Origin of the sequence: Nesterenkonia sp. HG001 (genome assembly GCF_034438835.1) — a bacterium.
GTDB lineage: Bacteria > Actinomycetota > Actinomycetes > Actinomycetales > Micrococcaceae > Nesterenkonia > Nesterenkonia xinjiangensis.
In genome coordinates, this window is sequence record NZ_JAOSZD010000002.1 from 281,518 (window position 1) to 299,392 (window position 17,875).

Sequence of the window (17,875 nt, forward strand, 5' to 3'; positions counted from 1 at the left end):
AGCGCGTGGGATTCGAACCCGACCCGACGCGATTGTTACGCCGCTCCGACCCGGAATGACGCCAGTCTATGGGGAGTATTGGGGTGGTCTGCCCCCCGTTTCGAGGTCGGTTGTTGGCGCCGCCAACACGGAGCCGGTTGCTATCCTGGGACCCTAACGCCCCGGTGTCGCCTCTGCTGATGCAAGCGCCCGGGGCTTTCTTCTGCCCGCGCCCGACTCCTTCCGTGGTTACTAAATGACAACCTATGGTGTAGACTGTAGTTGTCAACAAGGGAGGGGGTGAGACGATGAACAAAGAGCTGAGGAAGATGCTCAAGGCCCTCCGGGACGCCGGCTTCGAACCGGTCGAAACCAAGAAGGGCCACTGACGGATCCTCGACCAGAACGGCAACTGGGTCACCACCTTCTCGGGAACCCCCAGCGACCGCCGCTCCTGGTTGAACAGCCTGGCCCCGCTGAAACGGCAGGGATTCAGGTGGCCGCCCAGAAGATGAGAGAAGCCCCGGCACCGGAGATGAAGCAAGCACCTCCGGGGCCGGGGCCCCTCAGCACCCATCGTCTCACCCCCATCCGCCGCACCACCATAAGGAGGACGCCATGACCGACTGGAACGCCACAATCCACCTCGCCCGTGAGCTCACCGACGACGAGATCGACACGACCATCGACGCGCTAACCGACTTCCACCCGGCGATCTCGACCAGCGCACGCCGGGCCACCCAGATCACCATCACGCTGCCCGCTGAGAGTCTTCGGCAGGCCAGCACTGTGGCGCTGACCGTGACCGCCGATGCCACCCCCGCGGACGCCCAGCCCGTGGCATGCCAGGTCATGACCACACACGAGTTCGACAAGTCCTCCGGGATCCTCGACATGCCCGGCGACCTGCTGTCGGTATCCGAGGCAGCCGAAGCACTCGGGGTCTCTCGGCAGGCAGTCCTCAAACGCATCGACCACGGGGGCCTCCTGGCCTCTCGCGTTGGCAAGGCGTGGGCTATCCCTGCCGGAGTCATTCACTCCGAGGAGTGACGAGGCCGGCCCCTGGGTCATGTCCAGGCCGCAGTCAGCCGAGTGTCGGTCTTCTGTCAGGGGTGGCTCATAGACTGGCGTTACCTCATCAAGGTGCGAGTGATTCGGACCCCCGGGTCTGGCCGTTGCAGCGTCCCCCTCACGCTGGCCAGCCCCGGGGGTCTACTCATTTCCCCAGATGTTTGGAATGTCCCGCCATGTCATTGGCACCTCTTACACTGGGCGGACTCGCACTTCTCATAGGGGGAATGATGAATACCGAACCGAACGAGCCGAACCAGATTGACCCCATGCAGCCAGGGCTTCAGCCGCCGTTGCCGCCGCACCAATCCGGAACGTTGCAGCCGGGGCCTTTTCAGCCTGGGCCTGTTCAGCCCACCGGCGGCGAGGGGAGGATGGGGCAGGTCCATGCGGGCCCCACGCCGACCAGCCAGCAGGTGACGATCTTCGACAAGGACTATCGGGCCGTGATCGGCACGATCCTGTGGTCCTGGGTCCTCTTCTGGATCCCCGTGCCCTTCCAGCTCTGGGCCATCTCTTCCCGGAAGCTCACCCTGTACGGAGTGACGACGTTGGAGGTGAAGAGCGGCGCACTGTCTAAGAACTTCCAGAACGTCGACCTTTACCGCGTGAAGAACGTATCGGCCGCCGAGTCGGTGTTCAGCGGAGGCCGCCTGTTCATCACCACCGCCGAGGGGGAGACGATCCGCGTTCCACACGTCAAAGATGCGGGTCGAGTCGCGCATACCTTGCGCGCAGCGGTGGATCAGTCTCGGCGGGACTACGGCATGTCCACTCGAGAGAACATCTGAACCACGGTCGCCGGACACGAGCAGCACCCCGCCTCTCACTAGGGAGGCGAGGGCCTACGCTCGTCTCCGGCCGGCTCACTCGGCCCTTAGGGCGTCCAGGTGGGCGTGGAAGTCGTGATGGACGACCAGGTGCCGTACTTCGACCAGGGCACCGCATGCGGGGCACTGCTGGGCGCGCCAGGGACCGGAACGGCGGTATCCAGCTTCGTCATGATCAGGCCCTGGAACTTCCATCATGGGCCCCCAGGCGGCCTGCAGCTGGCCGTCAAGCCGGAGATATGCGGCGAGGCTGCGGTGGGCGTGCCATCTCATGGGCCGGTCTCGATCCACTCGCCAGAGCTGGCCCAGAGACCGTGGCTGCTGGTCGGAGTCTCGAGCTCCGGGTCGATGGTCGCGTGCCAACGCAGGTGGTCGAGGCGGCGGCCCCAGTCGATGAGCGCACCGCAGTACCGGCAGGGGCGGAGGTCAGGCATGGGCCCAGGGTAGACGCACCCTCCATCACGCACCGCAGCTCTCGGGCTGGCTCCTAGCGGGGCGGGTTACTATCCGGTCATGATCATTCGATACCTTGCCATGAAGGTTGGCCGCTTCCTCTTCCGGCTCGTGCTCCGACGCTTCGGCAACCAGCCAGCGGAGCCGCAGCACGGACGCCCTCGACGCCGGCGTCGGTGATGCAGTCAACAACCCCACACCGGAGCGTTACACGGTGTGACCGATGGCTACTGGGGCTTCCCGTGCGTGATCTGGTTTCTCGGCCACCAACGGATCCGGTCGTAATTCTTGTCGCTGGCTGATGCGTATCCATCGAGAAGTCAGTAAGATCCGCTCATGACTACCCCCCAGAGCCTCCCGGAGCTCGACTACGCGTTCCTTGCGGAGTACGCACGCGCCGAAGGTAACAGCCTTACGGCGGTGGGGGCGAGTTTCACTCAGCTCAACGTCTTGGGACTCCCAACGAATTTCCACCTGCACATTGCAGGGCGTATACGAGCAGCAGAGGACGGCGAAGTTTTTCCGCTGCGCCTCCGGATCGGGGCTGAGGATGCTTCCGAGAGGATACACCTGGAAACCTCGCTCGATCCGGCCCAAGGCATCCACCCGTACCGTGGCCGGGTCGGGATCATCTTCGCTGTGGGAATACCCATGACGCTTGAAGATGAGGGGAGACACCAGGTTGACATCTTGATCGGAGATGAGCTGGTTCGCAGCCTCTACTTCTCTGTGAACGAGTCGAGCGGACACCCGGGGTAGCTCTCGGTATGCGACTGAAGATTATCCCCCATTGTCAGCGCAGGATGCAGATGCGAGGTATCTCGCGAGCTGCTATTGAGCAGGTACTGTGGGAGCACAAGCGACTTGGGTCTCAGCCTTCGCGTGACCACCCGAATCGCCGCGTATACATCGTTGACATTCACCCCAAGCCACTCTACGTGGTGACTCAACCGCCCATCGAGGACGCCGCCCCAGAATCTGAGATCGTCGTGATCACAGCCTATTTCAAAGACGACCAGTGACGATGTAAGGTGTGGATCCGGGCAGGTCACTCTGACCAACCCCGCAGGAGGAAAGCATGAATATCGAGGACAGTACATACTTTGACTCCACCTTCGGCGTTGGGTACGTCCAGATCTCGGAACAGCCCGTAGCTCGAACCGTGGAGTACTCCGATGCAGTGGTCGTTGACCTGGACGCAAACGATCGAGTTGTAGGCATCGAAGTTCTCAGGTGGGTAGCCGAACTGCCGGTGCTGGCGATGGGCGATCACTTCAAGTGGGGCACATCTACCGTGAATAAGGTCGCTGTGGCCGCATCGAGGCTCCGAAGCCTCATGAACGCTACATCGACAGTTTCCAGTGACGGCGTCGTGGATCAGACGAATGGTTGGTCGACGCCTGGCCTCCTACCCGCGTAGGTTGCTTCAGATACACGAGAATCGCCCCGCCTCCCACTGCGGGTTCTAGCGGTGGGAGGCGGGGCGCTTCTGCGTCTGAGGCCAGGCTACTCTCCGGGCTGGTCGAGCCGCTTGGGTTTGTTGGCGGCGGCCAGGGAGAAGCCGGCCAGTGCGGCGATCTGCAGGACGATGGATTCGATCTGCTCGGCGACGTCCTCGGTGATCACGTCGAACACGGTCAGGATCGCGAGGCCGGCGGCGAGGGCGATGTAGACCGCCTGGCGGACGTTGTCGGACTTGATGCCCCGGTCGGGGGTCTCCTTGATCTCGGGCATTGGTGTTCCTTTCAGAGTCGGGGTGCTCGGGTGTGCTGGGGCCACCAGGAGCCCAGGTGTGAGCGCTGCGAGTTCAGGTAGGCGAGCTCGCCGCGGATGGTCATGGGCCCGCGGTCGCCGTCGATCAGCCCGTCATAGTGGCCGCGCTTGCGGAGCGCCGTCTGCAGGGCGCGGACCGTCCGAGGTCCGGGGACGCCGTCTGCGGGGCCGACGTCCTCTCCGAGGTCGGCCAGCCACTTCTGCAGCGCCACGGTCAGCGACTCGTCGGCGTAGCCGACACGGGCCAGCAACTCGACCCATGCGAAGTGCGACTCCCACGTGTGGGCGTCGCGTCCGGGCAGGGCACGTCCTGGCCACTGGCCGACGTACAGACCAGCGGACTCATCAGCGCTGGTGGGCTCAGTCTCGGACTTGTGCACGAACCAGGAGCCGCCGACGCCGTGCCAGCCGGGGGTGTCCCGGGAGGGGTCTCGGCGGATCGCGTGCCCGGCGCCCACGTGGCCGATGGGGTCACGGTCCCGGGTGGCGGCCGGGTGGACGGGGACACGGGCGGTGCCGACGAGGAAGTCACCCGTCGCCGCGCTGCCTGCGTTGCTGGTGCTCCCGCCGGCGGCCGTGCTGCCAGACCCAGCAGAGCCGGAAGATCCCGAACCGGTCGTGACGGTCTGGCCGCGGCCCCTGCGGTTGATGTCCTCGAACTGGGCGGCGGCGTGCTTGCCGGGGCAGGCGGTGCCGCGGAAGTCTCGGTGCATCTCCGTCAGCGCAGGGTCGCCCCACCAGCCGCGGCGAACACCCTCCTGGAGCAGCCACACGACCGCGTCACGGGCGCGGGCGCCGAGCCGGTGGGTGTCGTAGTTCCCGACCAGGCAGATCCCGACGCCCCTGCTGTTGCGGCCGGGGCCGGAGTGGTAGCTGACTCGGTCGACTGAGGCGCCCTCGAAGATCCGCCCCGACGGGGTGATGAGGAAGCTGTAGCTGATGCCGGCGCCGAAGCGGTTCTGCCCGATGGTCTCGACGGTGCGCACGGCGGCGGCGTCCTGGGCGAAGCTCGCGGACTCCGGGAGCTGGCTGGTCACCGTGTGGTGCAGGTACTTCTCCAGCCTGCCGGTCGTCCTGGTGCCGACGCCGTTGCGGTGGCGTGCGCCCCACCGGGCGCGGGGGATGATCTCACTCACCGGGCACCACCTCCCGGACCTGCTCGGCCGCCTCGATCTCCGCGACCGCCTCCGGGGTCAGCGCGTTCTCCGGGGTCGGCTCTGCGCCGGCCTGCTTCTCCGTGATGTCGGGGTCGTAGGTGACCTCGACATCCGAGTCGAGAGTCTTCTCTCCCATGGGTGCCTCCAAGGCCGATCGTGGTGTGCTGTCACCATCCATTCAGCGCTGGCACGGACCCCGGTTGGGGGACGGGGCTCAGTGGTAGTCGTCGCGCTGAGGCCGGTCCGGCGGAGCCGGGAAAGGTGGAAGCTCATGAAGCGGCACGCCGTGCTCCAGGGCAATCCTGCGCAGATGCGAGGCGTGCTCGGCGATCTGTCGGCGCCGTGTGGCCTCCCAGTCTCGGAGCGCCTCAGCGTGTGCACGAGCCGCGGCAGCCTGGTCGGCGGTCGCCTTCAAGTCGTTGTTGCGGCGTCGCTCGGCCTGGGCCCGGCCGGACCGCCACTTCCGGAGCTCCTGGACCGTGACGGCGAGGAATCCCCCGGCGCCGAAGACGCTGGCCACAGCGGGCCAGAACACTGACCAGTCCCACATGCGCGGATTCCCCTCACTCGTTGTCGCGGCCAGCAGTGTGTGCACCACCACCTGTCATTTGCCCGGCTCGTAGGAGAACGGCCGGATGTACACGAACCGGCCGGCCAGGTGCAGGAACAGGGCGGCCAGGATGAGCGCCTGGGGGAGACGGTTCCCGTCGGTGGTCCAGTGCAGCCCGAACACGGTCAGCCCGTAGAGCAGGACCCCGGTGGCGCAGAGCACCAGGGCGGGCTTCTCGATCATCCACCGGCCGGCAGGGCAGGCGATCATGGCGACTGCCCCGCCGATCAGGGACATGAGCCCCCAGAGGGTGGTCATGGTGTGCCCGATCTGGGTGCTGATCGACGCGGGAGGGTCCATCAGGACGGAGGCGCCGGCGGCGGCGATGGTGGCGTAGGCGATGATGTGGGCGGCCGTCATCAGCCGGGGCTCTTGGAGGCGGGACCAGAGCAGCTGTGGCCAGCCGGGGGACCTCGGATGCTGGATCATGTCAGCTCCCGCCAGGAGAACCAGGTTCCGCTGGTGTTCCGGGTGCGGATCCATCGGCGCGGGGTCCCATTGGTCTGGGTCCACTCCTGGACGTAGGACAGGCCGGAGGACCGGACCGACAGGACTCCGGCTTCCCCGTCGATCGGGTACCCGTTGTCGGGGTGGACTGTGCTGGTCCCGGTGGTGGTGTACTCGCCTTGCCCGGTCACGGTGTCCAGGTGTGTGGACGAGGTGAGGTTCCCCCGGAAGTTGACGACACTGCCGGTGCTGGTCGCGGCGTCGACGTACTGCTTATTCGCCGCGTGCAGGTTGGCAACGGGGTCCGCGAAGCTGGCCTGACCGCCGGAGAGGCGAAGGACGAGACGTCCGCCGATGGCGTCGGCACGTGCGAGGTCCAGCTTCTCCTTGTCCGCGGCGCTCATCGCCCCCTGTGTGCTCTGCGTGGCGGCAGGCAATCGGGCGGCGGGGACTGTGCCGCTGGTGATGTCCGTACCACTGTGCGAGTGGTCCCCGATCTGCTGGTCCACGTACCGCTTCGTGGTCGCATCATCTGCGGAGCCGGGGTCTCCGATGCGGATGCGCCGATTCGGGGAGCTTCGCCGCACCAGGGTCCCGTCTCCGCCATCCCAGTGGGCGTCATTCAGCATGGAGAAATGCGTGGCGCTTATCGCCCCCTGGGTTGAGCTGGTGGCCGCCGGGATCCGGTTATGGTGCAGAACGCCCGACGAGACATCGCTCGCGCTGTGCGTGTGGCTGGAAGCCGCCCGGGTGGCGACCTGGTCGTCAACGTAGGCCTTGTTCGTGGCGTGTGGAGTAAGGGACGGGTCCGGGACGTTGATCCGGCCCGAGGAGTCCCGCCGTACCAGCCGGTTGGGGTAGCTCACGTTCGAGGCCTGATCGATCAGAGACTTGTCGGCCGAGCTCATCGCACCGTGGGCGGAGCTCGTGGCCAGCGGCAGCCGGTGCGTGTGGTCAGCCCGGGCCGCGCGATCACTGGACCCCTCGGAGGGAGAACTTGACACGGTGACGTCCTGGCCGGCGCCGCCACCACCGATGCGAGCGACCAGCACCCACTCATTCCCCCGGTCGAAGTACAAGTCACGGGTGTCGGTAGACAGCCAGAACCTGCCCCACGTCTGGGGGAGTCCCCGGTCCTCGTGGGGGCCCTCTTCCACGATGGCGGCCAGCTGGTCGAGCAGCTGCATCCTCGCGTTGAAGTCCTCACGGATCGGATGCGCGTCCGTGCCGGAGGTGTAGGTCGGCAGTCCTAGCCGGTCGGTCTCCTCGATAGCCATGCCCTCACCATGGCCGGATCGCCCCCAGGGGTGGGGGACGGGCTCAGCTCACCGCCGTCCCGCGGGGCACAAGACCTGTCACGGTCATCTCACCGGTCCGGTCCCAGGATCCGCCGAGCGCGTCCAACGCCGCGTTCGGTACGAACATGGTCCCGGACCGGTAGAGCAGGCAGTAGGTGGCGCCGACGCTGATGAAAATCCCGACCGGCAAGTTCTGCGGTGGCCGGAGGTTCACGGGAAGATCAGCCATGAAGGTACGGCTGGTGGAGTTATCGCGGTTGAGGCGCATGGACCAAGCCAGCATGTTCGGCTGCGCGGACACCCCACACGTCTGCGTCCCGAGCGAGGTCCACCCGTTGACCAGATAGTCGCGCAGATCGACCCACGGATGCACGTCAGGGTAGGCGGTGTTCAGCGTCGACAGGTCACTCATGGTGTCCTCCTGGGTCTCAGGTGCCGGCGCCGCGGGGCACGGCGCCGGTCACGGTCAGCTCCCCGGTCCTGTCCCATGGCGGGTCGAGCGCGTTGCGGCCCAGTGATGGGATCATGAAGGCGCCGTCGGATGCGCGGACCAGGGCCAAGGTCGCCCCGACCGGCGTCAGCGCGGTGACGTGAAGGTTCTGCGGTGGCCGGAGCTCCGGCGGGAGGCCCTCCATGAAGATCCAGTTCGTAGCGTCGTCAGCGACTAGCCGGAAGTTGTAGAACAGCACGTTGGGGGTCACCCCGACGGACACGTTCTGAGGGAACCGCTCGGTCCATCCGTTGACCAGCAGGCTGGAGATGTCGAGCGCCGGGTGGAGGGACGGGTACGGGGTCGTGATCAGCGGGAAGTCACTCATACTGCCCTCCTCGGCAGGGTGAAGTCCCCGATCAACTGCTCGCCCTGCAGGCTGGACGAGTAGCCCAGCAGTAGGACGGCCCCATCGGTGTTGAACCGGATCAAGTGCAGTTGCCTGTTCACCGACACGATCCTCTCGGTGTTGGCATGCGGTCGCAGCTCCTCGGGCCAACCGCCGGCGTTGATCAGGTGGTTGCTCGTCCCCACGACCAGGCGCAACTGGAACTCGGCCACGTTCCGGTTCGGCCGCACACACGCGTGCGTCACGCTCAACGCCTGCCACCCGTTCTCCAGCAGGGTCGAGAAGCTCCAGAAGCCGTCGAGCTCCGGGTAGGGCTGGAACTGGTGCAACACCAGTCCGTGGTCAGCAAGGCTCATGGCATCCTCCTCGGCATCGCGGGCGTGTTCACGACAAGCTCGGTCGGCCGCTCCGGGCCGCGCTGATCCGCAGGGATGAAGATGTACCGGTTCTGGATCTGCACCCGGATCAGCTCACCGTCCGCCCACCCCATCAGCGGCGGATTGCCCACCGGCAGGATCCCGGGTGGTAGCTGCTCGGTGATGAACCACGACGTCGAGTCAGTGCCCCTGACGCGGAGGCTGTAGGCGATCCAGTTGCCATCGATCAACACGGACGCCTCGTCCGCCGTCCACGCCGACCACCCGTTATCCAGGAACCCGGAAATGTCCCGGAACCCCGGCAACAGCGGGTACGGCTGACCGATCGCTCGCAGATCCCCCATCAGGCGCTCCTCTCCACTGGGGTCGTGATCACCGGAGTCGTGAACCCGATCCGGCCCGCCCGCGGGTCACCCGTCGGCCGGGTCGCCAACCTCAGCTCCAGACCGGCCTCAGCGGGCACGTGGAAGTCCAGCCCGAACCGGTACCGATGCGAATCACCAGCCACGTCAATGGCCGCCGTCGGGGTAAGCGGCCGGTCGCCGTCCACTACGGGGGCGGCGGAGAACAGCTCGAACCCGGCCAACCCCTCAGTGAGAACGTCGACCTCGAGCCGGACTGCTCGCTGGATCCCCGCCGGGGTGTGGTCCTCGATAGGCCACACCTGCACGTTGTCTGAGGACTGATTCGTCATGTCGTCGGAGTGCCACCAGGTCACCTCGCCCAGAAGGTTCGCCTCGAGGATGTTCTCCGCGACCCCCAGCGCCAGGCCGTGCGCTGCCAGCGTGTCGAACACGGGGCCGCCCAGCTGGGCTTCCAGGTCGTCCACACGCTCCGAGGCTGGATGGATGACGACCATGTCGCCCTTGCGGCCCTCCACTGCGACCGCCAGCACCCGGGCGCCAGTGTCCGGCTGATCCCCGACGACCTGCACCGGCCCATGCCAGGAGTCTCCGGTCAGCCGGGGCACCACGACCCAGACGCCGCCCTGATCATCCGAATGCACCACCCGGGCACGCCACACGGCCGGGACCCGGTCAGCCCCAGACTCCACCCGACGGGCCGCCCGGGAGGCCTGCGTGATCTTGCTGATCTGACTCACAGGGACACCCCCTGATACCGGACCCCAGGCACGGGGAAATACCCCCGATACCGGCCCGGCTCCGGGGACAGGATCAGGCCCAGCTGCTCACCAGCAGACTCGACCACACCACGAGGAGTCACCACACCCAGCCGCCCATCGTCGGCATGCACCGCGAGCATCCACCACAGAGACGACTCCACCATGACCATGTCACGGCGCAGCACCGCCAGCAGGCGTGGGTCATCCTCAGGCAGCGCCACACCGTGAGGCGCAACCGCCGCCGAGACCACCTGGCCGACGCTCACCGTGCGGGGGATCTCCGGATCCGCCCAGTCCGAGTCCAGATCCCGGCCCACCGTGTACCGGTACTCCACCAGCGGCCACACCGCCGCCGCCAGCACCCCAGTCCACACCCCGGCCGGCATCACAGAGCACCCGCCACAGCACGAATGCAGGTCAGCCCCACCGGAACCGTCCGGGTCAGCGGCAGCTCCACATCCCGCACCACCCATACCCCGTTGGCGTTCGTCTCCCGGGTGCCGCCAGTCAGCCGTCCCGAGAGCTCCACCGTGTCACCCGGGCAGATCTGGTCCGCGTCTTCGCCGACGATGCTGAGCTTCAGCTCCTGATCCTCACGGCCACCCGGGGTGAACTCCGGCAGCCCAACCAGGGCGGCAGACGAGTCGCCCCACCCGGACCAGCGCAGCGGAATGTGTCGCCGCACCGGGGTGCGCTCCGCGATGTAAGCCGGCTTGCCCATGATCAGCCGCGTCGAGTGCTCGAACACCCACGCGCCGGCTTCCTGCGCCACCTCCGTGATCACGTCCCAGGTGGACTCCTCGCGGTCACCGTCAGGCTTCTCCCGCACGATCGTGGCAGTCCCCAGATCAGGCTGCACCTGATGCACCATGCCAACCGACTCGGCCTGGCGGCGCACCCACTGAGCGATATTCTGCTGACCCCAGTCACGACCACCTGTCTGGTCCTGCAGCTTCGCGACGAACAGCGACGGGGCGACCACCTCGACCACCGGGCCGCCCTTCCGGGCCCGGACCCGACCACCACCACGCAGCCGGCCCCGCCAATGCGCGTACTGCACCGTCTGCCCGTCCTGGAAGATCCCAGAACGGAACAGGGACAGGTCGTGGTCGTCGGCGAAGGCGAAGCGCAGCTCGGTGATCGACCCCATCGACGCCGACACCGATGCCGACAGACACGCGCCGATGAGGTCAGCGCGCAGCCCCGACCCGTTGATCGTCACCTGACGGAGCCGGTTGTTCTCACCCATGGGCGAGTGCCGACTGTTGCTGGGGGTGCCGCTGGCCCGACCGTGCCACGCGTTGTTCATGTCCCACAGTGTCGGGCGGATGCAGCCGCGGGTGGGGGAGGGGCCTACTTCGGCGGGATCTTGAACACCTGCCCAGGGAAGATGAGGTCCGGGTTCTTGATCTTGTCCTTGTTCAGGTTGTAGATCTCCCGCCACCGGTTGATGTCACCCAGGTAGCGTCCGGCGATCTTGGACAGCCAGTCCCCGGACACCACAGTGTGGGTGCGGTAAACCGGGGTCTTCGCCTTCGGAGCTTTCGGCTTCTTCGGCGGCGGAGGAGGCGTGCGTTGCACCTTGCCCGTGAAGTCCAGAGCCGCCACGAGGCTGAACGACACGGTGGCCCGGCTGATCTTGTGGTCCGGGGTCATCTGCGTGACCTCCACCGGCATGGACTCGATGTGCCACCAGCCGGAGAACTGGGCTGGCATACCGGAGAACTTGATGCGTCGTCCCTCGTCGCGCTGCTTGGTGAGCCAGTCGATCTGGTGCTGGATGCTGGTGGTCCAGTCGATGTTCCCCAGGGCGACGCTGAACGAGAGGGTGTCCTTCTTCGGCCCCTCGATGCGGGTCAGTGCTTCGCGTCCGGGACGTTCCAGCTGGACGATCTCGGCGCCGCCGTCGGTGGACCACTGCGGCGGGGCCACGGGCAGGTCGCGGGTGCCTCCACCCTGGGCCTGGATGCGGACCCGGGTGGAGGTGGTGCGGCCGGAGATGATGCGGGTGGTGGGCATCAGGCGTAGTCCCTTTCCTCAGAGCGTTCGAGGACCTCCTCGAGGGCTTCCTTCACAGCGTCGTAGAGCTCCTCGGCGTCGTCGCCGGTTCCGGTGCTGGTGAACTGGAACGCGCCCTCTTCGATGGTGACGTTGCGCTCGTAGATGATCGTGTCCCCGCCGCCGGCACTCGTGGGTGCGGGCACGATCGGGGCGTCAGGCGCCTCGGGTGCGGCGGGTGCCTGCGACCAGAGGTCCAGCAGGTCAGCGACCGTGTCGAACTGGGGCCGGTTGAGGATGTACTCGGGCCCGCCGGTGAGGTTGAGGACCTGGGACAGGCCAGGGGGCAGGATCCCGCCCTCGTCGCGGAGCAGGTAGGGGGCGGGGTTGACGTCGGCCCAGGGGCGGCCCTTGTGGATCTCGGCGTGGGTGTGGATGCCGGTGACGTTGCCGGTCGCGCCCTGCGCGCCGATCCGCTGCCCGCCGGAGACCTCCTGCCCGGGGGACACGGTGATGCCTCCGACTGGGTGGTGGCCCGTGTAGGACCAGATGCCGTCGCCGTGGCTGATGAGCACGCCGAGCCCGGTCCGGCCGGGGCCGATGTTGGACCCGGTGGCGGCGACGATCCCATTCCAGGGGGAGAAGACGGGCCCGCCGCCGGCGATGTCGATCCCGGCGTGGTGGGAGCCCCACCTGGGGCCGTACCGGGAGGTGACGGGGCCGTGGGATACGGGGAAGGTGGTGCCGCGGGCGCCCTCGAACTCTCCCTCGATCATGACCCCACCCTCGGAGGCGGAGTCGTCGTGTCCGCCGAAGATGCTGGTGAGCCCGTCGATGGCCATCTCGGCGAACCCGGTGATGATGTCACCGAAACCGCCCATGTCGGACACGGCACCTTCCACGATGCTCATGACCGGTCCGAAGACGGCCTCCTTCGCGTTGGAGACGAGGCTGCCGATGGACCAGTCTGCGAGGCTGCCGAGCGCGTCCCCGATGGTGGAGACGATGTTCCCTGCGCCCTCGATGACACCAGACCAGAACCCGTCCCCGGCGGGCAGCAGCGACTCGGCCGGGGAGTTGCCCAGCAGGTCGGACTCCATGTGTGCGGGGACGTCCTGCCCGGAGTCCACGAGGGACTGGGTGAGGAGCTCCCGGGTCTCGGAGGCGGTGGACACGTACTCGCCGCCGCCCATCCACACCAGCTCGGGGCCCTCCTCACCGACCAGCGCCAGGCCTCGTTCGGTGGTGCCGCCCTTGGCGTAGGCGTTGACGGTGGGGACCGCGTCGAGCTCGGACATGCCGGGGACCAGCCCAGCCACGGTGTTCCACGCGACGCGCAGGCCGTCGTTCCAGACGGTGTCGATCACGAAGTTCACGGGGTCGGCGAAGGCCGCCTTGATGCCTTCCCAGATGTCGGTGATCAGCTCGAGCCCGGATTCGACTCGCGGCACGAGCTCGTCGTTCACGAAATCGCCGACGGCCTGGAAAATCGGCTTGATGTACGTCTCCCACACGTGGGAGAGCGTGGACGAGAGTGTCTCCCAGGCGTCGCCGATGTTCGTAAGCGCCGGGGATACGTAATCAGTCCACAGCGTTTGAATCGTGTCACCGAGTGTGGTGATCGTCGGCCACAGGATTTCGTCCCACACCCAGAGCAGGATGCGACCGAAGGTCTGCCACGCACCCCACACGTTCGACAGGTACGGGGAGACGACGTTCTCCCACAGCCAGACGATGACCCCGCCCAGAGTCTCGATGGTCGGCTGCAGGACGTTCTCCCACAGGTCGGAGACTCCGAGCCCCAGCTCGTCCCACTTGTCGAGGATCCAGCTCAGCGTCGGGTCAGCGACGTCCTCCCACAGCCACAGCAGGAAGTTCCCGAACTCATCGAGCGCGGGCTCGAGGTGGTCCTCCCACACCTCGGGGATGACCTCGGCCAGCCACTCCCACGCCTCGCCGAGGTCGTCCAGGATGGGCTCGAAGATATCGCCCAGCCACTCGAGGGTGTCGGTGAACCACTGGACCGCGCCACCGGCGATATCGACGTCGTCGCCGAGCTTGTCACCCAGCCAGGAGGCGAACATCTCCAGCCCGTCGGCGACCCATTCGAGGACCGGAGCGAGCAGCTCGAGTGCCCACACGAGCACGTCCGCGATGACCTCCGCGACAAACGTGATCACCCCAATCAGCGGAGTCAGGATCACCAGGAGCAGGTCCAGGAAAATTGGCAGCAGCGGCTCGAGCGCTTTGAGGATGGCCTCGATCCCGGGCAGCAGCGCCTCGATCAGCTGGACCGCCACGTCGAGTACGACCTCGACCAGAGGCAGCAGAGCAATCACCAGGTCCACAGCGAACTCGGCCACCACCCCGAGCACGTGAGCCACCTGATCGAGGATCGGAGCCAGCAGCGCCACCAGCACCCCGGCGAGCTCCCCGACGATGTCCAGCACCGGTAACAGGGCCACGACGAGGTCACCGACGATGGGCGCCAGAGTGAGGAGCAGGTCCGCGACGACGTCCACGATCGGCAGCAGAGCAGGCAGCAGCGCCTCGAGTACCCCCAGCAGGGCACCTGCGAGCTCTCCGGCTACCTCCGTGATCACGGGCAGCAGGTCGGCCAGCAGGTCCGCGACGATCGCGACGACCTCCATCACGACCGGCAGGACAGCCTCGATCAGTCCGGCCAGCGTCGTGGCGGCAGTGGCCAGCAGCGGAGCCAGCGCCCGACCGATGTCCGCGAACGCGTCACCGATGATGGGCGCGACCTCGCCCACGGTGTCCATGATGACGCCGAACGCGCCGCTGAAAGCCTCGCCGACCTCGGCCCCGGCGTCGGCCAGTCCCCGGACAATCCCAGCCAGGGGAGACAGCTCAAGCCCCGTCTGGACCAGGTCCACCAGGGTGCCCAGCAGCCCATCGGACAGGTCGATGTCGAACGCCTCCGCGAACGCCTCGACCAGGGGAACCCCGTCGCGCATGAGCTCCGCGACATCCTCCATGGGCTCCACGAGGGTCCGGATGCGGTCCGCGACGTCGATGCCGGACTCACCGAAGGCCTCCGCCCAGTCGGTGGCTCGCTCCGTGAGTACCTCGAAGACGGGGGAGATGACCTCTACGCTGGCGAACAGGATCTCTTGGAGGGCGTTGAAGGCGCCTCGGAAGATCTGCATCAGCGGGCCGACGACCTGCTCACCGAGCATCATGGCGCCGGCCTGCACGTTGGTGAACGCGCCCCGTGTGGTGGTCGCCATCTCCTGGGCGGCCCCGCCGACCACGTTCTCCATGATGTCGGCGAACGCGTTGAGGTCGATCTCCCCGTTGGTGACCATCTCGCGGGCGGCGTCCTGGGTGATGCCGTAGTGCTCCGTGATGCCGTCCAGGATGGGGATCTGCCGGTCCATCATCTGGTTCATCGTCTGGGTGTCGAGTCGCCCGTAGGCGGCCACGCGGCCCCAGATGTTGCCCATCTCCTCGAAGGACTGGCCGGCGGCGAAAGCGTTGTCTCCGACGAGGGAGAGCATGCGCTGCATGTCGTCGCCGCCCTCAACCCCGGCCGCCGAGAACGTGGCGGCCACACCGGCGGCCTCGTCCAGCCGGTAGGCAGTACCCCAGATAGCGTCTGAGGCGTCCCCCATCAGGGACTCGATCTCATCGGCGCCTCGGCCGAGACCGCGCAGCCGGGCCTCGGTGTCCTCGATGTTCATGGCGCGGGAGACACCACCACCAATGGCGGCGGCCCCGGCTATGCCGCCGACGATTCCGACGATCTTGGTGGCCGTCGAAGCCGCCGAGGACAGAGCGGACGTCACCCGGGACGCGATCGCGGAACCGGCCCGGCCAGCCGCGGACGCGATGCCCCCGATACTGGACACGACTCGGCCACCCATGGTGGATGAGTCGGAGAGGTAGCGGCGCATGGCTCCGAGCCCGCTGGCGGCGGAGGAGCCGATGCTCTTGGCCCTGTCGGAGACGGTGCGCATGACCCCGCCGAGGGACCCCATCCGGCCCGTGAAGGTGGACGCGGCGGCGTTGGAGTCTCGGAACCCGGTGGCGAAGTTCCTCAGCCCTTGGCGGCCAGACTGCAGGAACCGGCCCAGTCGGGTCTCCGAGGACCCGACGTGCTGGGTGAACCGGGACATTGACTCCCGGGCCTGGCCGAACCGGTCGCCTACCCCGGAGGTGAAGCGGCGCAGTGCTGTGCTGCCGCCCCCGGTGAACCGTTGCAGGGCTTTGCCCATGTTCGTGGTGGACCGGTGGACGGCCTGGGAGGCGCGGTCGAACCCGTCAGAGAGCCCCCGCGTGGACCGGCCCGTGTCCTTCGATGCCTTGTCGACCTTGCGGGCGGTGTCATCGATGCTCTTGTTGACCTGGTCGAGGGCGGCGGTGGCGCGGTCCTGGACTTCGACAACCAGGGAAACTGATTCCTGTGCCACCTGCCGCCCTCCTCCAGTTCATCGGCGGCGCCGGCCCTTTGCTTTGGCCTGCGCCTGTTTCTTCTGCTGCTCTTGCCGTTGCTTCTTCTGGTCGTCGGCGATCATCTGGGCCGCGGCCAGCCGGGAGGCCTGCAGGTAGGGGTCGGTCTCTTCCAGGACGGTCACCGGGTCGATGCCGAGGGCTCGGGCGATGTTGACGGCGTCTTGGAAGCGGGGGTCCTCCCGCAGGTCTTCGGCGAGCCGCGTCAGCGATTTACCGGCGCGGTCTCCCCGGCGTATCCGGCCTCGGTGATGATCGAGTCACCCAGCTGCACCAGGTACCCGGCGGTGAGGAACTCCTCGACGGCCTCTGCCTGGGTGGAGATGTCTCGGCCCCACTTCGTGCGCTTGATCAGCGCGAGGAACTCGGGGCTGTTCAGGGTCATCAGCTGCCCGTCGGACTGACGGACGTCCTGACCCTGGAAGATGATCCGGGTGGAGAGCTCCCGGACGAGCCCCAGGCTGAGCTGGAACTGGTCGATTCCCTCTGCGGCGCCGCGGCCTCGGCGGGTCTTCCGGTTGCCGGTCTGGGCTGCGGTCTGGTGGCGCTTGAAGTCCGCCGATCCCAGGTAGGTGGAGAACTCCAGCTCGAAGCCGGGCCGGTCGGGGACCTCCCAGATCTTGAGGTGGTCGTCCTCGGAGTTCTCGAGGGAGCCGACGATCTCGTCCAGGATGGACGCCGGGGCGGCGTCCTTGGGCGGCTCCACGGGGGCGGAGGCGGGGCCGGTGCTGGTGGCGTTCTCGACGGTGCCGAAGGTGCTGGTCTGCTCTGACACGGGTGTCACGTCCAATCGTGTTGCTGGTGTCTCGGTCGCCCCGGATCGTGTGCGTCACCGGGGATGACCCCAGACTCAGGCGTGCCCGGGCATGAGTGTGGGACGGCACCTGAACCCTGCGCTCGCACCATCGCAGGGGAGGATCATCAGGTGCCGTCCCACGGGTGGCCACCCCCGAGACGACGGGTGGCGGCACTGTTCCCCAAGGGGGGCCCGCCGGCAGGAAGCAAGCCAGCAGGACCTCCTTTGGGGAAGATCAGCGGGTCACCGGGCGGGGCCGGTCGTCGCGAACGTCAGCGACACCATCGCCTCCGCGGCGGACCCGGCTTCGGTGTCCGGCTCGGAGAGGCCCACCAGCAGGCACTGCTCGTAGGTGACCGGCTTGCCCACGGCGACGAGGTTCTCGTCCAGGGGCTGCTTCGTGACGGTGGCCCGCCGGATGCGTTCCCCGTTGCGCCACTGGGACAGCCACTCCTCGTCGGAGAGCCGGTGCGGTCGGGACACCTCGATGTTCGCGTAGGTGGCCGGGCCGGAGAGGTTGTCGTAGTTCGGGGATCCGCCGTTCCACGACTGGGTGGATTCGCGCTCCATGCCGCCGCCGGAGAACGTGTTGAAGGTGCCGGGGATGCCGGAGACCTTGACGCGGAACTGGTGCTGAGTCGTCTTCATCGG

The 17,875-nt window shown here is 67.2% G+C and carries 24 protein-coding genes; 5 read left to right on the forward strand and 19 right to left on the reverse strand.

The window, feature by feature from the left end; genetic code table 11:
- The first annotated feature begins 597 nt into the window (after nucleotides 1-597).
- Together ODE13_RS03995 and ODE13_RS04000 are read left to right on the forward strand one after the other, a co-directional pair.
- Nucleotides 598-1,029, forward strand: a complete 432-nt coding sequence (locus ODE13_RS03995) for a helix-turn-helix domain-containing protein (RefSeq protein WP_322478068.1) — start codon at nucleotides 598-600, stop codon at nucleotides 1,027-1,029.
- 248 nt (nucleotides 1,030-1,277) lie between these two features.
- Entirely contained in the window at nucleotides 1,278-1,841 is a 564-nt protein-coding gene (locus ODE13_RS04000) for a PH domain-containing protein (protein ID WP_322478069.1), read from the forward strand.
- Nucleotides 1,842-2,149: 308 nt separating this feature from the next.
- On the opposite strand, the gene ODE13_RS04005 is transcribed toward ODE13_RS04000, so the two are convergent.
- Nucleotides 2,150-2,314: a hypothetical protein gene (locus ODE13_RS04005; protein WP_322478070.1), complete on the reverse strand. Its 165-nt coding sequence runs from the start codon at nucleotides 2,312-2,314 to the stop codon at nucleotides 2,150-2,152.
- Between the two features lie 355 nt (nucleotides 2,315-2,669).
- On the opposite strand from ODE13_RS04005, the gene ODE13_RS04010 reads away from it, so the two are divergent.
- The 3 genes from ODE13_RS04010 to ODE13_RS04015 are packed head-to-tail and all read left to right on the forward strand — an operon-like array spanning nucleotide 2,670 to nucleotide 3,753.
- Nucleotides 2,670-3,092: a DUF6941 family protein gene (locus ODE13_RS04010; protein ID WP_322478071.1), complete on the forward strand. Its 423-nt coding sequence runs from the start codon at nucleotides 2,670-2,672 to the stop codon at nucleotides 3,090-3,092.
- A gap of 8 nt (nucleotides 3,093-3,100) precedes the next feature.
- Nucleotides 3,101-3,355, forward strand: coding sequence for a DUF4258 domain-containing protein (locus ODE13_RS16920; RefSeq protein ID WP_416210543.1), 255 nt, complete (start codon nucleotides 3,101-3,103; stop codon nucleotides 3,353-3,355).
- A 56-nt stretch (nucleotides 3,356-3,411) separates the two neighbouring features.
- Entirely contained in the window at nucleotides 3,412-3,753 is a 342-nt protein-coding gene (locus ODE13_RS04015) for a DUF2283 domain-containing protein (RefSeq protein ID WP_322478072.1), read from the forward strand.
- An 86-nt stretch (nucleotides 3,754-3,839) separates the two neighbouring features.
- Here the strand turns inward: ODE13_RS04015 and ODE13_RS04020 are convergent, their stop codons facing one another.
- The 18 genes from ODE13_RS04020 to ODE13_RS04105 all read right to left on the reverse strand — a co-directional run bounded on the left by ODE13_RS04020 (nucleotide 3,840) and on the right by ODE13_RS04105 (nucleotide 17,872).
- On the reverse strand, nucleotides 3,840-4,067 hold the full coding sequence (locus ODE13_RS04020) for a hypothetical protein (RefSeq protein ID WP_322478073.1): 228 nt from the start codon (nucleotides 4,065-4,067) through the stop codon (nucleotides 3,840-3,842).
- Nucleotides 4,068-4,078: 11 nt separating this feature from the next.
- Nucleotides 4,079-5,242 (reverse strand): peptidoglycan recognition family protein, encoded by a 1,164-nt coding sequence (locus tag ODE13_RS04025; RefSeq protein WP_322478074.1) that lies wholly within the window; start codon nucleotides 5,240-5,242, stop codon nucleotides 4,079-4,081.
- Nucleotides 5,235-5,399, reverse strand: coding sequence for a hypothetical protein (locus ODE13_RS04030; protein WP_322478075.1), 165 nt, complete (start codon nucleotides 5,397-5,399; stop codon nucleotides 5,235-5,237). The genes ODE13_RS04025 and ODE13_RS04030 overlap by 8 nt, the downstream gene beginning before the upstream one ends.
- Nucleotides 5,400-5,477: 78 nt before the next feature.
- Nucleotides 5,478-5,861, reverse strand: coding sequence for a hypothetical protein (locus tag ODE13_RS04035; protein WP_322478076.1), 384 nt, complete (start codon nucleotides 5,859-5,861; stop codon nucleotides 5,478-5,480).
- A gap of 6 nt (nucleotides 5,862-5,867) precedes the next feature.
- Nucleotides 5,868-6,302 (reverse strand): hypothetical protein, encoded by a 435-nt coding sequence (locus tag ODE13_RS04040; RefSeq protein ID WP_322478077.1) that lies wholly within the window; start codon nucleotides 6,300-6,302, stop codon nucleotides 5,868-5,870.
- Nucleotides 6,299-7,597, reverse strand: coding sequence for a pyocin knob domain-containing protein (locus tag ODE13_RS04045; protein ID WP_322478078.1), 1,299 nt, complete (start codon nucleotides 7,595-7,597; stop codon nucleotides 6,299-6,301). The genes ODE13_RS04040 and ODE13_RS04045 overlap by 4 nt, the downstream gene beginning before the upstream one ends.
- A 43-nt stretch (nucleotides 7,598-7,640) precedes the next feature.
- Complete coding sequence (locus tag ODE13_RS04050) at nucleotides 7,641-8,030, reverse strand: hypothetical protein (RefSeq protein WP_322478079.1); 390 nt, start codon at nucleotides 8,028-8,030, stop codon at nucleotides 7,641-7,643.
- A gap of 16 nt (nucleotides 8,031-8,046) precedes the next feature.
- A complete protein-coding gene (locus ODE13_RS04055) occupies nucleotides 8,047-8,436 on the reverse strand; it encodes a hypothetical protein (protein WP_322478080.1) in 390 nt (129 codons plus the stop codon).
- Nucleotides 8,433-8,813, reverse strand: a complete 381-nt coding sequence (locus tag ODE13_RS04060; RefSeq protein WP_322478081.1) for a hypothetical protein — start codon at nucleotides 8,811-8,813, stop codon at nucleotides 8,433-8,435. The genes ODE13_RS04055 and ODE13_RS04060 overlap by 4 nt, the downstream gene beginning before the upstream one ends.
- Nucleotides 8,810-9,178, reverse strand: a complete 369-nt coding sequence (locus tag ODE13_RS04065) for a hypothetical protein (protein WP_322478082.1) — start codon at nucleotides 9,176-9,178, stop codon at nucleotides 8,810-8,812. Before ODE13_RS04065 ends, ODE13_RS04060 begins: the two co-directional genes overlap by 4 nt.
- Nucleotides 9,178-9,936, reverse strand: a complete 759-nt coding sequence (locus ODE13_RS04070; RefSeq protein ID WP_322478083.1) for a hypothetical protein — start codon at nucleotides 9,934-9,936, stop codon at nucleotides 9,178-9,180. Before ODE13_RS04070 ends, ODE13_RS04065 begins: the two co-directional genes overlap by 1 nt.
- Nucleotides 9,933-10,343, reverse strand: coding sequence for a hypothetical protein (locus ODE13_RS04075; protein WP_322478084.1), 411 nt, complete (start codon nucleotides 10,341-10,343; stop codon nucleotides 9,933-9,935). The genes ODE13_RS04070 and ODE13_RS04075 overlap by 4 nt, the downstream gene beginning before the upstream one ends.
- The gene (locus ODE13_RS04080; RefSeq protein WP_322478085.1) at nucleotides 10,343-11,266 is read right to left on the reverse strand and encodes a hypothetical protein; all 924 of its coding nucleotides are present in this window, start codon (nucleotides 11,264-11,266) and stop codon (nucleotides 10,343-10,345) included. Before ODE13_RS04080 ends, ODE13_RS04075 begins: the two co-directional genes overlap by 1 nt.
- Before the next feature lie 44 nt (nucleotides 11,267-11,310).
- Nucleotides 11,311-11,976 (reverse strand): LysM peptidoglycan-binding domain-containing protein, encoded by a 666-nt coding sequence (locus ODE13_RS04085; RefSeq protein ID WP_322478086.1) that lies wholly within the window; start codon nucleotides 11,974-11,976, stop codon nucleotides 11,311-11,313.
- Nucleotides 11,976-16,388 (reverse strand): tape measure protein, encoded by a 4,413-nt coding sequence (locus tag ODE13_RS04090; protein WP_322478087.1) that lies wholly within the window; start codon nucleotides 16,386-16,388, stop codon nucleotides 11,976-11,978. The genes ODE13_RS04085 and ODE13_RS04090 overlap by 1 nt, the downstream gene beginning before the upstream one ends.
- Nucleotides 16,389-16,406: 18 nt before the next feature.
- The gene (locus tag ODE13_RS04095; RefSeq protein ID WP_322478088.1) at nucleotides 16,407-16,553 is read right to left on the reverse strand and encodes a hypothetical protein; all 147 of its coding nucleotides are present in this window, start codon (nucleotides 16,551-16,553) and stop codon (nucleotides 16,407-16,409) included.
- Between the two features lie 80 nt (nucleotides 16,554-16,633).
- The gene (locus tag ODE13_RS04100; RefSeq protein ID WP_322478089.1) at nucleotides 16,634-17,203 is read right to left on the reverse strand and encodes a hypothetical protein; all 570 of its coding nucleotides are present in this window, start codon (nucleotides 17,201-17,203) and stop codon (nucleotides 16,634-16,636) included.
- Between the two features lie 264 nt (nucleotides 17,204-17,467).
- Entirely contained in the window at nucleotides 17,468-17,872 is a 405-nt protein-coding gene (locus tag ODE13_RS04105) for a hypothetical protein (protein ID WP_322478090.1), read from the reverse strand.
- Between the last annotated feature and the right edge of the window lie 3 nt (nucleotides 17,873-17,875).